Origin of the sequence: Paenibacillus sp. ATY16, from assembly GCF_003399985.2 — a bacterium.
GTDB classification, from domain to species: Bacteria; Bacillota; Bacilli; order Paenibacillales; family Paenibacillaceae; genus Pristimantibacillus; species Pristimantibacillus glycanilyticus.
In genome coordinates this window covers 97,607-111,352 of record NZ_NMOK02000015.1, presented here as the reverse complement: position 1 = coordinate 111,352, position 13,746 = coordinate 97,607, and the positions used below count along the sequence as shown (strand labels likewise).

At 53.1% G+C, this 13,746-nt stretch carries 12 protein-coding genes; 11 read left to right on the top strand and 1 reads right to left on the bottom strand.

Annotated elements, in window-relative coordinates; genetic code table 11:
• Positions 1-28 precede the first annotated feature (28 nt).
• The 5 genes from CFI03_RS08940 to CFI03_RS31035 all read left to right on the top strand — a co-directional run bounded on the left by CFI03_RS08940 (position 29) and on the right by CFI03_RS31035 (position 4,766).
• Positions 29-1,474, top strand: coding sequence for a CoA-acylating methylmalonate-semialdehyde dehydrogenase (locus tag CFI03_RS08940; protein ID WP_248757100.1), 1,446 nt, complete (start codon positions 29-31; stop codon positions 1,472-1,474).
• A gap of 24 nt (positions 1,475-1,498) precedes the next feature.
• Positions 1,499-2,539 (top strand): inositol 2-dehydrogenase, encoded by a 1,041-nt coding sequence (iolG, locus tag CFI03_RS08935; RefSeq protein WP_248757098.1) that lies wholly within the window; start codon positions 1,499-1,501, stop codon positions 2,537-2,539.
• Between the two features lie 15 nt (positions 2,540-2,554).
• Positions 2,555-3,370, top strand: a complete 816-nt coding sequence (gene iolB / locus CFI03_RS08930; RefSeq protein ID WP_248757096.1) for a 5-deoxy-glucuronate isomerase — start codon at positions 2,555-2,557, stop codon at positions 3,368-3,370.
• Between the two features lie 111 nt (positions 3,371-3,481).
• A complete protein-coding gene (locus CFI03_RS08925; protein WP_248757094.1) occupies positions 3,482-4,489 on the top strand; it encodes a LacI family DNA-binding transcriptional regulator in 1,008 nt (335 codons plus the stop codon).
• A gap of 148 nt (positions 4,490-4,637) precedes the next feature.
• Positions 4,638-4,766, top strand: a complete 129-nt coding sequence (locus CFI03_RS31035; protein ID WP_268960325.1) for a hypothetical protein — start codon at positions 4,638-4,640, stop codon at positions 4,764-4,766.
• Positions 4,767-4,820: 54 nt separating this feature from the next.
• On the opposite strand, the gene pdxR is transcribed toward CFI03_RS31035, so the two are convergent.
• The gene (pdxR, locus tag CFI03_RS08920; protein ID WP_248757093.1) at positions 4,821-6,254 is read right to left on the bottom strand and encodes a MocR-like pyridoxine biosynthesis transcription factor PdxR; all 1,434 of its coding nucleotides are present in this window, start codon (positions 6,252-6,254) and stop codon (positions 4,821-4,823) included.
• Positions 6,255-6,396: 142 nt separating this feature from the next.
• On the opposite strand from pdxR, the gene CFI03_RS08915 reads away from it, so the two are divergent.
• From CFI03_RS08915 to CFI03_RS08890, 6 genes are all read left to right on the top strand, one after another.
• Positions 6,397-6,798, top strand: coding sequence for an Rrf2 family transcriptional regulator (locus CFI03_RS08915; protein ID WP_015843559.1), 402 nt, complete (start codon positions 6,397-6,399; stop codon positions 6,796-6,798).
• Between the two features lie 95 nt (positions 6,799-6,893).
• On the top strand, positions 6,894-7,544 hold the full coding sequence (locus tag CFI03_RS08910; protein WP_248757091.1) for an MBL fold metallo-hydrolase: 651 nt from the start codon (positions 6,894-6,896) through the stop codon (positions 7,542-7,544).
• A gap of 27 nt (positions 7,545-7,571) precedes the next feature.
• A complete protein-coding gene (locus CFI03_RS08905) occupies positions 7,572-8,684 on the top strand; it encodes an AbrB family transcriptional regulator (RefSeq protein WP_248757089.1) in 1,113 nt (370 codons plus the stop codon).
• A gap of 30 nt (positions 8,685-8,714) precedes the next feature.
• Entirely contained in the window at positions 8,715-9,566 is an 852-nt protein-coding gene (locus tag CFI03_RS08900; RefSeq protein WP_248757087.1) for an NAD-dependent epimerase/dehydratase family protein, read from the top strand.
• Between the two features lie 145 nt (positions 9,567-9,711).
• Positions 9,712-11,010, top strand: coding sequence for a hypothetical protein (locus CFI03_RS08895; protein WP_248757085.1), 1,299 nt, complete (start codon positions 9,712-9,714; stop codon positions 11,008-11,010).
• Positions 10,998-13,682, top strand: a complete 2,685-nt coding sequence (locus CFI03_RS08890) for an S-layer homology domain-containing protein (protein WP_248757083.1) — start codon at positions 10,998-11,000, stop codon at positions 13,680-13,682. The genes CFI03_RS08895 and CFI03_RS08890 overlap by 13 nt, the downstream gene beginning before the upstream one ends.
• Positions 13,683-13,746 lie beyond the last annotated feature (64 nt).

The following is a 13,746-nucleotide window of genomic DNA, read 5'->3' as shown; positions in this document are numbered from 1 at the left end:
TTCGCAAATACAAGGAAGAGGTGCTCCTATGACGCAACAATTAAAAAACTGGATTGGCGGTCAATGGGTAGAAGCTGCAGCAACGCAAAGCGAGCCAGTCTACAACCCCGCTACCGAAGAAGTTCTCGCCAACGTTCCATTGTCTACGAAAGAAGACGTCGATCTGGCTGTACGCACGGCTGCCGAAGCATTCAAAACATGGAGCCGCACGCCGGTGCCAAAGAGAGCGCGTATTCTTTTCAAATATCAGCAGCTTCTGGTCGACAACTGGGATGAGCTTGCGAAGCTGGTAACGCTGGAGAACGGCAAAAGCTACAACGAAGCCTACGGCGAAGTACAGCGCGGGATCGAATGCGTGGAGTTTGCCGCCGGCGCTCCAAACCTGATGATGGGCAAGCAGCTCCCGGATATCGCAACCAACCTCGAATCCGGCATGTACCGCTATCCGATTGGCGTTGTTGGCGGCATTACGCCGTTCAACTTCCCGATGATGGTGCCTTGCTGGATGTTCCCGCTTGCGATTGCCTGCGGCAATACCTTTGTTCTGAAGCCTTCGGAGCGTACGCCGCTTCTGGCTAACCGTCTGGCCGAGCTACTGCAGGAAGCGGGACTTCCCGAAGGCGTGTTTAACATCGTTCACGGAGCACATGACGTCGTTAACGGTATGCTGGAGCATCCAACGATTAAGGCGATTTCTTTCGTGGGCTCCCAGCCGGTAGCCGAGTATGTGTACAAAACGGCTTCGGCGCACGGGAAACGCGTGCAGGCGCTTGCCGGCGCGAAGAACCACTCGATTGTTATGCCGGATGCGGATTTGAATCTGACGGTAAAAGAAATCGTAAACGCAGCCTTTGGCTCCGCGGGAGAGCGCTGCATGGCGTGCTCCGTCGTTGTGGCCGTAGGCGAGGTTGGCGACACGCTTGTCGGCAAGCTTAAGGAAGCGGCCGACAGCATTACGATCGGCAACGGCATGGAAGATGGCGTTTTCCTTGGTCCTGTTATTCGCGGACCTCACAAGGAACGCACGCTTAAATATATCGACATCGGCGAGAAGGAAGGCGCGCTGCTCATCCGTGACGGACGGAAGGACGCGGCTTCGGATGGTCAGGGATACTTTGTTGGTCCAACCATCTTCGACAAGGTGCAATGCGAGATGAAAATTTGGGAGGACGAAATTTTCGCTCCGGTCCTGTCGATTGTGCGCGTAGACACGCTGGACGAAGCGATCGAGCTGGCTAACCGTTCCGAATTCGCGAATGGCGCCTGCCTGTTCACCCAAAGCGGTGCGTCGATGCGCCAATTCCGCGAAACGATCGATGCGGGCATGCTTGGCGTTAACCTGGGCGTTCCCGCTCCAATGGCCTTCTTCCCGTTCTCGGGCTGGAAGAAATCGTTCTACGGGGACCTGCACGCAAACGGCACCGATGGCGTCGAGTTCTTCACGCGCAAGAAAATGGTTACAACACGCTGGTAATCGATCATACGGGAGGTCTACTCGATGTCTAAAGTGAAAATCGGCATCATCGGCGCTGGCCGAATAGGTAAAATACATGCGGAAAATCTGCTTAAGCATCCGGAGGTCGAGATCGTTGGCGTCAGCGATCTGTTCGCCGGACCGGAGCTTGAAGCCTGGGCGGCGGCAAAGGGCATTGGCCTCTTGTCCAAAGATTCCGATGCGATTATCGGGCATCCGGATATCGATGCTATCTTTATTTGCTCCTCCACCGATACGCATGTGCCGCTGATCAAGCAGGCAGCTCAAGCCGGCAAGCATATTTTCTGCGAGAAGCCGGTCAGCATGTCCATCTTGGAAACGGCTGAAGCGATAAAAGCGGTGAAAGAAGCCGGGGTTAAGCTGCAAATCGGATTCAACCGCCGCTTCGATCATAACTTCAAACGGGTAAGAGAGCATGTGGAAGCGGGAACGATCGGGGATTTGCATATCGTGAAGATCACATCCCGCGATCCGAACCCGCCGTCCAAGGAATACATTAAAGTTTCCGGCGGACTGTTTATGGACATGGCCATTCACGATTTCGATATCGCGCGCTTCGTATCCGGCAGCGAGGTTGTGGAAGTATTCGCGCAAGGCAGCGTTCTCGTTGATCCGGTATTCGAAGAATGCGGGGATATCGATACGGCGATTGTTAATTTGAAGTTTGCCAATGGGGCTCTGGGCGTTATCGACAACAGCCGCCAGGCGGTGTACGGCTACGACCAACGCGTTGAAGTGTTTGGCTCCAAGGGCAGCGTGGCGATTGCCAACGACCATCCGAATACGGCTGTTGTGAGCACGGCGGAAGGAATTATTTCCGACAAACCGCTGCATTTCTTCCTGGAGCGTTATATGGGCGCTTACGCGGATGAGTCGAAGCAGTTTATTGACAGTCTGGTTCACGGCACGGCACTGCCGGTAACCGGAGAAGACGGATTGCAGGCGGAACGGATCGCGCTTGCCGCGAAGCTGTCCTGCAAGCTGAACCGATCGATCAAGCTGGCAGAGCTGGACGAATTGCTGTTGCAGTCTGTCATACTATAACGGAGGTATACGAACATGTCCAAGCTTATCGTCACGCCAGAGAGAGCAGCGGATCCGGACGGCTCCGTCCTGTCCATTACGCCTGAATCGGCCGGATGGACATATGTCGGTTTTGAAGTTCTGAAATTGCAGAAGGGCCAGACCGTCGAGAGACAAACGGAAGACAAAGAAGTATGCCTGGTTCTGCTGAGCGGGCTGGCGAACGTAAAGGCTGCCGGCAAGGAATGGAACGAAATCGGCCGACGGATGAGTGTTTTCGAGAAAATCCCGCCGTATTCGGTCTATGTCCCCAATGGCCAATCTTACGGAATTGAGGCTTTGACGGACTTGGAGCTTGCCGTCTGCTCCGCACCCGGTCACGGAAACCACGAAGCGCGTTTGATCCCGCCCGAACAGGTAGGGACGGAAGTAAGGGGCTCCGGCAATATCGAACGTCTCGTCCAAAATATTTTGCCGGAGCAGGAGCCGGCCGACAGTCTGCTTGTGGTTGAAGTGTTTACGCCAAGCGGCCACTGGTCCAGCTATCCGCCTCACAAGCATGACAGGGATAACCTGCCGGAGGAATCGTTCTTGGAGGAAACCTATTATTTCAAGGTAGATCCGGGACAAGGCTACGCGATTCAGCGGGTGTATACGGATGAAAGGGATCTGGATGAGACGCTGGTCGTGAAGAACGGCGAGGCCGTGCTTGTTCCGCGAGGCTATCATCCGGTTGCTGCACCTCCCGGCTATGAAGTCTATTACTTGAATGTCATGGCTGGACCGCGCCGGATATGGAAATTCCACAATGATCCCGATCATCAATGGATCTTGAACTCTACGGCCAAGTAAGCCCGGCAATTGGCGCTCTCCACGGTTGCAACTGCCGATAGAAACACTCATAATAAGAAATCATGGGGATAGGTCATCTATCCCCCATCTTACTTTTCAGAGGGATTCGGCATGAAAGCAACCATATACGATGTGGCCAAAGAAGCAGGGGTATCGATTGCCACTGTCTCCAATGCCATTAACGGTAAAGGCAATGTCAGCAAGAAAAGACGGGAACAAATCTTTAAAATAATGGAGCAGATGAATTACCAGCCGAACGTAAACGCTTCCGCCCTGATGGGGAAAAAGACCTATACGCTGGGATTGCTTATACCCGATATATCCAACCCTTTCTTCTCCGAGATTGCGCGGGCTATCGAGGATCAGGCGCATCAATTGGGGTATAGCGTAATTATGTGCAGCACGGACAATAAAGACGAGAGAGTAGAACGTTATATTGCGCTGCTGGAACAAAAGAACGTCGACGGCATTCTTATTGGAACCGGCGTAGACAACCTGGACATCCTGACAAACCTGCAAGCCAGGAACATCCCGATCGTGATGATCTCAAGGGAAGCGACGGCTTTGGAGGTGGATACGGTTGTTGCCGACGACTATGTTGGCGGGCTCATGGCTGCGCAGCATTTGGCGGATATGGGACATACCCGGATCGCCATCTTGTCCGAGCAATTGAAGGTAAGCAGCGCCCGGGAAAGGATCCGCGGCTTCAAGCAAGGGCTGCAGGACCGCCGGATTTCATTCGACGATCGCAATCTCGTCATCTGCGATTACATGGTAGAGGAAGGACGCCGCGGAGCCGGCGAGCTGCTGGGCCGCGAGGACCGTCCAACGGCGATATTCTGCTGTAACGACGTGCTGGCAATCGGGGCGATGCAGGAAGCGAGGAGTCTCGGGATCAAGGTGCCCGAGGAGCTGTCGATTGTTGGCTTTGACGATACGATCCTGGCGTCTGTCGTTGATCCGCCGCTTACGACGGTAGCGCAGCCGATTGCCAGCATGGCGAAGCAGGCGTTTCAATTGATGATCTCCAATCTGGACGAAGCCGAGCCGGTCAAAAAAAGAATCGTGCTGCGGCCGGAAATCAATATCCGTCAATCGACGGCTAAAGCAAATACCTGATGAAATGCCTCCTGTAAGCCGGGAGGCATTTCATGTTTGTTCCGCGCCGGATTGGATGGCATAAGTTACGCAAAATTGGCTGGTTACAGAAGGTTGCCCGGACTTTATGATGAGGTCACTAACATCGTAAAGCAAAGGGTGGTTACGCATGAAGGAACTCATCTCCTTTATATTTCTAACGGCGGCGTTTATCTCCGGTCCGTTTCTTATTGTATTATTCGGACGTATGGCGGTACGCGGCGAGGAGCTTCTAGAAGCGGAGCAGAAGGCTCATTAAAAGAAAAAGACGTATGCATTGTGTCCCGAATGAGGACATGGCATACGTCTTTTTTCAATTGGACATCGTCTCTCTCAAGGCTGCGGCAAATTTATCAATCCCCGTCACAATTTCGTCGACGGAAGAACGGGCATAGGACAATCGGACAAACCCCGGCTCTGTGCCGAACACGCTGCCCGGAATGAACAATACGCCATGTTTGATTCCGTTATTAAGCAGGTGGTAATCTTTGATTTTTCGGTTGATTTTACACCAGAGATTTAACCCGCCTTGGGGCAAATGGAAGGAGACCTCGCTCCCAAGCTTCCGATGCAGCGCCTCCGCCATCATGTCCCGACGCAAACGAAGCGAATCCCTCAGCCGTTCCAGATGCGGAGCAAGCGAAGCGGACTCGAGCAAATGCGCGGCTATCCACTGCGGGAACAAGCTAAGGCCAAAATCCATCTGCTGCCGTGCATCCGACAGACGCTGGATAACGGTATGAGGCGCTGCCATCCAGCCGATCCGAAGGCCGGAAGCCGCTACCTTCGATAAGGAACCGATATATAGGACGCTCCCGTTCCGGTCCATGGCCTTGATCGGCGGAGGAGCGGCGTCATCGTAGGAGGTCAAGCTGAACGGATCATCCTCAACGATAGGTATTCCGAGCTGCTCGCAGCAGCTCAAGACCTCTTCTCTCCGCTGGGCGCTCATGACCATTCCGGTCGGGTTCTGGAAATTCGGATTGAGAAATACCATGCGGATCCGGTGCTGCTTGTAAAGAGCCCGTATTTCCTCCGGATCAACCCCATCTTCGTTAACCGTTAATCCGAACAAGCGGATTCCCGCCGATTGGAACATGGGCAGGGAGTAGCAATACGACGGATTTTCGATCGCGATGGCATCCCCCGGATTCAGCAGGCATTGCGTAATGAGATACAAGGATTGCTGAGAGCCCGAGGTAACCAGAATGGAATCATCGGTGGCCTGAATCCCGCGCAGCTCTTGGAGAAAGCCGGTTATTGCCGAGCGGAGCGGGACATAGCCTTGAGGATCTCCGTATCCGAGCGGCTCATGAAACGGCTGGTTCCGCATAATCGACGCAATCTCTTCGTTAGGCGACAGCTCCGGAGCTAATTCTCCGTTTGCGAAGTTAATAAACGGCTCTCCGCTTTGAACCGCTTCCCGAATCCTGCGCATGAATGGAAAGTTAGGCAGGAACGAACCGCCTTCCACGTAGCGGCTCCAATTCGGCGCGGGATCCATGCCCCATAGATGCCCGCAGACGCGGGTGCCGCTTCCCGTCAGGCTTTCGATCATTCCGGAAGCGCGAAGATTCTCATAGGCTTGGACAATGGTGCTCCGGTTAACGCCCAATTGCTCGGCCAGCTTGCGTTCAGAAGGCAAGTGGCTGCCGGGAGGCAGCTCCCCTAACGAAATTCTTTGCTCCAGATAGTCCGCGATTTGTTGATATAACGGTTTTTTATCCGTTCTGTCCGGTCTCCACATGCTGTTCACCTCTAACCACTACAATACTATACCGAAGAGCCATCCGTCTAAATCTGAGGCAGGGACGTTGATTTTGTCATGCCGATTAAAGTGTGCTAAAATTAGCACATATTATTGCGAAGGAGGAAACGGTCCGGCAGCTATGGCACAACTGAAACGGTTTGGATTTGGCGTACAGGCCTTAATCGTATTGGCTTCCCAGACAGAGCTGCTGACAAGCAGCGAAATTGCAGAGCGGATACATTGCGAGCCAACCGCTTTGCGGAAGATTCTGTCGCAGCTCGTGGAGGGCGGCATCATTGAAGTGAAGCAAGGGCGTACCGGCGGCTACCAGCTGGCCAAACGTCCGGAGCTTGTTACGCTCCGCGAGGTGTATAAGACCGTGCATGAAGAGGAGCCTCCGTGGGACCGCATGCTGGACACAACCGGGAATCATCATTTCGGCAAAAAAGTAAACGAATCTTTCAAGCAAATCATGGCGGATATTTCCGACCAGGTTTATTTTGTGCTGGGCAACTATACGATATCCGATTTATTGGATTAGAAATAGTCGTTCATCCATTCAAGAGCAGCCTCAACAGAGGTCTTCTCATTCTAAATTGTGCAGAAATACGCACATATTCAAAGGGGAATTCTTTTATGAAAATCAAATGGTATGGCCAATCTTCATTCTTGCTGACGACAGACGTAGGCACGCGGATCTTAATCGATCCTTACGGACGTCTCCTTGGCTACAGGATGCCCAAAAATATCGAGTCCGACATCGTTATCGTCACGCATGATCATAAGGACCATAACCAGATTCAGGTGGCTTCCGGCGAATATATGCTGGTTAATCAGCCAAGAGGATACGGGAAAAAGGAGGTGTCCATCTCAGGTATCCCGACCTTCCATGACAAAGCAGGCGGCAAGAAAAGAGGCCCTAATATCGTTTTTGTGATTAAGGCTGGGGACCTGACGGTATGTCATTGCGGTGACCTGGGACATCTGCTGACAGCGGAACAAATCGCTCAAATCGGAAAGGTGGATATTCTAATGGTTCCGGCTGGCGGAAAGATGACCTTAAACGGTGCGGATGCCGCGGCGGTGATGAACCAGCTCGATCCTGCCATTACGATTCCGATGCATTACCGGACTAAGGCGCTTGGACTGCCCGGCAAGCTTTTGTTCGATAAAGTGGAGAATTTCATCTCGGCAGCCGGCAAGCCAAGCCGGGAAGTGAGGCAGCTTGAAGTGAAAAAAGAATCGCTGAAGGATTATGCAGGCATCGTTACTTTCCTGTATGATTAACGAGTAAGGGAAGGAAGGATTGTAACGATGGGCAGGCATGCAATATCGGAAGCAAACGGAATTAAATTTTTGATAACTCTCTTAACCGCCGTTGGCGGCGGGATCATTTTCTACCTACTGAATACCCCGATACCGTGGCTGCTGGGGCCTATGATAGCGGTGTTAATCGGATCAAACGCATGGAAAGGCAAGTATAGATGGCCTCGCCAAATCCGCAATTCCGGCTTGATGATTGTCGGGTATACCATCGGTCTGTCCATGACGGGAACGGCTCTGAAAGAGATGGGGGCGCAGCTGCCGACGATGTGCCTGATGACCGTTATTTTGCTTCTATTATGCGGGGGAATTGCTTTTGCGGTATCGAAGCTTTCGGATACGGACTTCGAGACCGCTTTGCTTGGCAGTATCCCCGGAGGTTTGTCGCAAGTACTGACGCTTGCCGAGGAGACGAAAGGCGTAAATTTGACCGTTGTCACAGTGACGCAGGTCGTCCGGCTGATGATTATTGTCATTGGCATTCCGTTACTCGTGTTCAGTCCGATCTTCGGACAAGTGCATGACGCGGCTGCTGCAGCCGTGCCGATCGCGGCTAAGCATGATAACTGGGCAGCTCTATTCCCGAACATATTGATTTTTGCGCCGGTATGCGTCATTTGTGCGATTGCGGGCAACCGGATCAAATTTCCCACCGCTTTTCTGCTTGGCCCCGCGATTTCTACAGCTATTCTCCAAGGAATCGGGCTGCACGGGCCGTCGCTTCCGTCTACGTTAATAAGCGCATCGCAGCTGATGATCGGCACGTATGTCGGGCTGCTGCTTAAGCCGGGCAAGCTCCAGCGGAAGGTACGGACGTTTTCTTTTGCAATAGTAAGCAGATTGGTGTTAATGCTCTGCGCTTGGGGGCTTAGCGAGCTCATGACCTTGCTTCATCCGGTAACGCGGTCTACCGCTTTACTTAGTCTTGCGCCTGGCGGGATGGATCAGATGGGGATATTGGCCCATGAGATCAATGCGGATCTGTCGATGGTATCCGGTTATCAATTGTTCCGTACCTTCTTTATTTACTTTGCGGTATCGCCGCTGCTGCGACTGTTATTCCGGATCAAGCTGAAAAGCCCGCGCGCGGAGCAGCCGCAATAAATCCGTAATGGAAGGGAGAACGAAGACGTTATGAAAATCATGGTTGCCGGAGCTGCCGGCGTTGTCGGACGTTTGCTGCTGCCTTTGCTGACCGAAGCGGGGCACGAGGTAATGGGAATCACCAGGAGCGCTTCCAAGGTGGAACAAATCGAGCAAGCAGGAGCAACAGCGGTTGTTGCCGATGCTTACGATCGAGACAGACTGTTTGAATTACTTGCGGATTACCGTCCGGATGTCGTGATTCATCAGTTGACGGCTCTTAGCGAATGGAACTTGGCTGATAATGCGAGAATACGCATAGAGGGGACTCGCAACCTGGTTGATGCAGCCTTGGCTGCCGGGGTGCCGAGAATGATTGTGCAGAGTATTTCGTGGGCTTACGAGCCCGGTGAATCGGTCGCAACCGAGAAGGATCGTCTGGATGCGGAAGCGCCGCTGCCGCGAAAAATCTCGATTGACGGTGTCATTGCGATGGAGCGGGCAGCAGCGGAAATGCCGCATTCCGTTATTTTGCGGTATGGGGCCTTGTATGGGCCGGGTACGTTTTATGACCATGAGAGCGGGATGTTTGCCGGGCAGGTGAAGCAGGGTAAGGTTCCGGCAACCGACGGCCGAACCTCGTTCCTTCATATCGAGGACGCAGCACGCGCTGCCCTTCAGGCGCTGGATTGGCCGGCTGGTCCCGTAAATATCGTGGATGATGAACCGGCGGAAGGGAAGATCTGGCTGCCGTTATATGCCAATTCGCTTGGCGCGCCGGAGCCGGTTACGCAGGATGGCATGAACCGCGGCGAGCGCGGAGCCTCGAACGAAAAGGCTAAACAGCAATACGGATGGACGCCTAAATACCCGTCTTGGCGGGATCAATTGTTAAGGACTTGAGACATTATGTATCAAGTCCTTAATTTTACAACACCAATATTCTAAAGTTCACCCCTCCTTCATCTGGAAATGAAAGCGTTATTATTTAGCTAGACCTGCCACCTAGACTTCCATCCAATAAGATTTGGGAGGTAAAGAGGCAATTATGAAGAAGATGAAGAAGGTGACGGCCGCCGTTTCCGCATTGGCGCTTGCCATCAGTCTTAACACCGTCTATCCCGCAGTCACGCATGCTGCCATTCCGAGTTCCCCCGCTAACTCCACGATTTTTGGTCCTAATGTGTATGTCTTTGATCCATCTATGTCCAAACCCGATATTGAAAGCGTTACCAGCGCCGTATACGGCAATCAGGAAAGAAACGAATTCGGCGATGAACGGTATGCGCTGCTCTTCAAGCCGGGCGCCTACGACGTCAATATGAACGTCGGCTTCAACACATCCGTAGCGGGTCTTGGACAGAACCCGGATGACGTTACGATAACGGGCGCTTTAAATGTCGATGCCAAATGGGATAACGGCAATGCGACCCGAAACTTCTGGCGTTCCATCGAGAACGTAAAGATCGCTCCGGCAGATCCGAATGCAACCGTCAGATACGCTGTCTCGCAGGCAGCCCCGATGCGCCGCGTGCATGTCGTAAGCAAGGATATGCATCTGTTTGATTTTACGGCATCCTGGGATGCGGGCTGGGCAAGCGGCGGATATCTGGCGGATTCCAAGATCGACGCCAATATTATTCCGGCTTCCCAGCAGCAATGGTTCTCCCGCAACAGCGAATGGAACAGCTGGTCGAACGGCGTATGGAATATGGTATTCGTCGGGGATAAAAACGCGCCTTCCGGCGAATTCCCGGATCCTCCTTATACAGTCATCGATAAAACGCCGGTTGTGAAAGAAAAGCCTTATCTTTACGTCGATAACCAAGGACACTATCAAGTGTTTGTTCCTTCGCTCGAGACGAATACGCAAGGCGTCAGCTGGGCGAACGGCCAGACGCCGGGGCAGTCGATCTCCATCGATGATTTCTATATCGCGAAGCCAGACTCGGCTACTTCGGCGGCTATCAACGCCGCTTTGGAGGATGGGAAAAACCTGTTCTTCACCCCTGGCATTTATCATTTAAGCGACACGATTCACGTAACCAACCCGAATACCGTTGTATACGGCATCGGACTGCCGACATTGATTCCGGATAACGGGCAGGACGTCATTGTTATTGACGATGTGGACGGAGTTAACGTATCCGGGCTTGTTATCGAGGCAGGCGAGCAAACCTCCTCTACGTTATTGAAGGTAGGTGAACCGGGCAGCGCAGCCGATCACTCGGCCAATCCGATTTTTCTTGGGGGCTTGGCATTTATTCGTATTTCCGGGATGCGGCGGTTAAGCTGGAGAACGCGATTGAAGCACCGGCTAATCCGGGCATCAAATTGCATAATCTGACGACGATTTGGCTGAACGGAACCACAGGCAGCGAGATTACGCATATTGTCAACGGCAACGGCGGAAGCGTAACCTCCAGCAGCAACATGAGACAAACGATGAAATTGTTCGCGGGGGGCGACGCGGAAGCGCCAACCGCTCCAACAGGCTTGACCGCAACGCCGGTATCCAGCAGTCAGATTAACCTCAGCTGGACGGCTTCGACCGATAACGTTGGCGTTGAGGGTTATGAGATATACCGGAACAACACGCTGATCGGATCTACGATCGCTACCGCATACAACAGTACGGGATTAAAGGCGTCGACAGGCTATACGTATAAAATCGTGGCAAAAGACGGAAGCGGCAACCGTTCGGCAGCCAGCAGCCCGATAACGGCCGTAACGCCGGAAATATCCGGCGGTGCGCTTGACCGCACAGGCTGGACGGCGGAATCGTCGCCTTCCAGCGGAGATGCTCCGGCCAATATGTTCGATGGAGCAGGAACCCGTTGGAGTGCGGGAGTTCCGATGGCAAACGGCCAGTATATTATCGTGGATATGAAAACGGCAGCGGATATTACGAAGATTGTAACGGAATCGAGCGGGTCCGATTATGCCAAGAGCTATGAAGTATACGTATCCGCGGACGGCACGAATTGGGGCAGCAGCGCAGCCAGCGGCAATGGAGCAAGCGGTGCAACAACCATTAATGTCACGGCCGCGGGCGTCCGCTATATCAAATTGGTTCAGACCGGTACATCCAGCAGCTGGTGGTCCATCAATGAATTTAACGTATACGGCGTATATCAGAATACGCAGGTGGACACAACTGCGCCGGATACCGCAATTGTTTCTTCACCGGCAGCCGTATCGGTCGACAGTACCCCGTCGTTTACGTTCGGCAGCAATGAAGACGGATCAACCTTTGAGTGCAGCCTGGATAACAACGGTGAATATTACGCTGCTTGTACTTCGCCGGTTACTTTTTCGAAGCTTGCGGACGGCTCTCATACGCTGTATGTCCGCGCGGTAGATATTTTTGGCAATACGGACGAAACGCCTGTCCCGTATACGTGGGTGATTGATACGGTAAAGCCGGTGATTGCGATAAACGGCGATCCGGTTGTTCAATTGGAGAAGGGAACGGCTTACACCGATCCCGGAGCAGCTGCTACGGATAACCATGACGGGAATTTAACCGGGCAGATTACGGTTACGGGAACGGTTGATCCAACAACGGCAGGAGACTATACGGTTCAATATAATGTATCCGATGCCGCCGGCAATGCCGCCGTTACCGTAACCCGTACGGTCCGCGTGCTGGAGCCGGTCGTGTCGGAAGGACCTTCCGCTACGATTACCGGCGCGCCTAATGCCCTTTCGAACAGCAGCTCGGCTTCTTTCAGCTTTATAAGCAACGAGGAGAATGCGACTTTTGAATACAGCTTGGATAATTCGGACTGGACAGCGTCGGCTTCACCTCTCGCATTATCGGAGCTTGCCGACGGACCACATACCTTGCAAGTTCATGCAGGGAATGGCCAAGTAACAGGCGAAGCCGCATCGTACACTTGGACGATAGATACAGTGAAGCCGGTGATTACGCTTAACGGCGATGCGGAAATTCAGATCACGAGAGGCACGGCTTATCAGGATCAAGGAGCAACGGCAACGGACAGCAGACAAGGAAACTTAAATAACGTTGTTACAACAGGCGATGTTGTAGATGTAAATACCGTTGGCGTCTATACGATTCACTATAACGCGACTGATGATGCCGGCAATGCCGCCGACGAAGTCAGCCGTACGGTGCGGGTAGTAGCTCCGCCTCCGGTAATTAGCGGTCCATCGCTATCCAGTGATGCCAATTTGAAAGCAATCAGCCTGTCCGCCAAAGGGCAAGCCATCAGGTTGTCTCCAGCTTTCAGCCCGGCTACTACCGACTATACGGCTGATACGGAAGCTGATCAAGTAGAGATAAGCGGGACTGTATCGGATTCCAAGGCAAGAATAGGTTTCAAAGTAAACGGCCAGGTTCCGGCATCGCAAAGCTTCGTTCATCTAACGCTTGGAGCTAACGTGCTGGAGTGGACGGTAGCAGCGGAGAACGGCAATACCAAAACGTATAAAGTGACCGTTACCCGTACAGCAGTTCCGGCTCCGGTCTTTAAGGATCTTCAGGGGCATTGGGCGGAGGAACTGATCAAGCAGGCTGCGGAGAAAAAGATAGTGAACGGCTATGCGGACGGTACGTTCCGTCCGGACAATACCGTTACGCGTGCCGAATTTGTGGTTATGCTCGTAAAGGCACTGCAGCTTCCGGTCTCAAGCAAGGAAGTGGCGTTTACCGACGGAGCAAGCATTCAGGAATGGGCCGAAGATTCGATTGCAATCGCCGTCAATGCCGGTATGATTAACGGCTATGCCGACGGAACCTTCCGTCCGGACGCTGCCATTACCCGTGCGGAGATGGCGGTTATCATTGCGCGTATCCTCCAATTGCCGGCAGCTTCCGCCGGGACTACGGGCTTCAGCGATGATGAGGCTATTCCGGCATGGTCGAAGCAAGAGATAGAAGCGTTAAAGCAAGCAGGAATCCTTAACGGGCGCGGAGGCAATCTGTTTGCGCCAAACGGAACGGCGACGCGCGCCGAGGCTGTCGTGCTGCTGCTCCGGCTACTGGAGCAATAGGCAGCTAGAAAACCACGCCAGCCGGCGTGGTTTTCTAGTATTAATTTCCATATTAAACATGGTA

What these genes read in the sequence shown, in the direction of transcription:
- CFI03_RS08940 (WP_248757100.1), top strand. Translation starts at nt 29, where the DNA reads ATGACGCAACAATTAAAAAACTGGATTGGCGGTCAATGGGTAGAAGCT.
- iolG (WP_248757098.1), top strand. Translation starts at nt 1,499, where the DNA reads ATGTCTAAAGTGAAAATCGGCATCATCGGCGCTGGCCGAATAGGTAAA.
- iolB (WP_248757096.1), top strand. Translation starts at nt 2,555, where the DNA reads ATGTCCAAGCTTATCGTCACGCCAGAGAGAGCAGCGGATCCGGACGGC.
- CFI03_RS08925 (WP_248757094.1), top strand. Translation starts at nt 3,482, where the DNA reads ATGAAAGCAACCATATACGATGTGGCCAAAGAAGCAGGGGTATCGATT.
- CFI03_RS31035 (WP_268960325.1), top strand. Translation starts at nt 4,638, where the DNA reads ATGAAGGAACTCATCTCCTTTATATTTCTAACGGCGGCGTTTATCTCC.
- pdxR (WP_248757093.1), bottom strand. Translation starts at nt 6,254, where the DNA reads ATGTGGAGACCGGACAGAACGGATAAAAAACCGTTATATCAACAAATC.
- CFI03_RS08915 (WP_015843559.1), top strand. Translation starts at nt 6,397, where the DNA reads ATGGCACAACTGAAACGGTTTGGATTTGGCGTACAGGCCTTAATCGTA.
- CFI03_RS08910 (WP_248757091.1), top strand. Translation starts at nt 6,894, where the DNA reads ATGAAAATCAAATGGTATGGCCAATCTTCATTCTTGCTGACGACAGAC.
- CFI03_RS08905 (WP_248757089.1), top strand. Translation starts at nt 7,572, where the DNA reads ATGGGCAGGCATGCAATATCGGAAGCAAACGGAATTAAATTTTTGATA.
- CFI03_RS08900 (WP_248757087.1), top strand. Translation starts at nt 8,715, where the DNA reads ATGAAAATCATGGTTGCCGGAGCTGCCGGCGTTGTCGGACGTTTGCTG.
- CFI03_RS08895 (WP_248757085.1), top strand. Translation starts at nt 9,712, where the DNA reads ATGAAGAAGATGAAGAAGGTGACGGCCGCCGTTTCCGCATTGGCGCTT.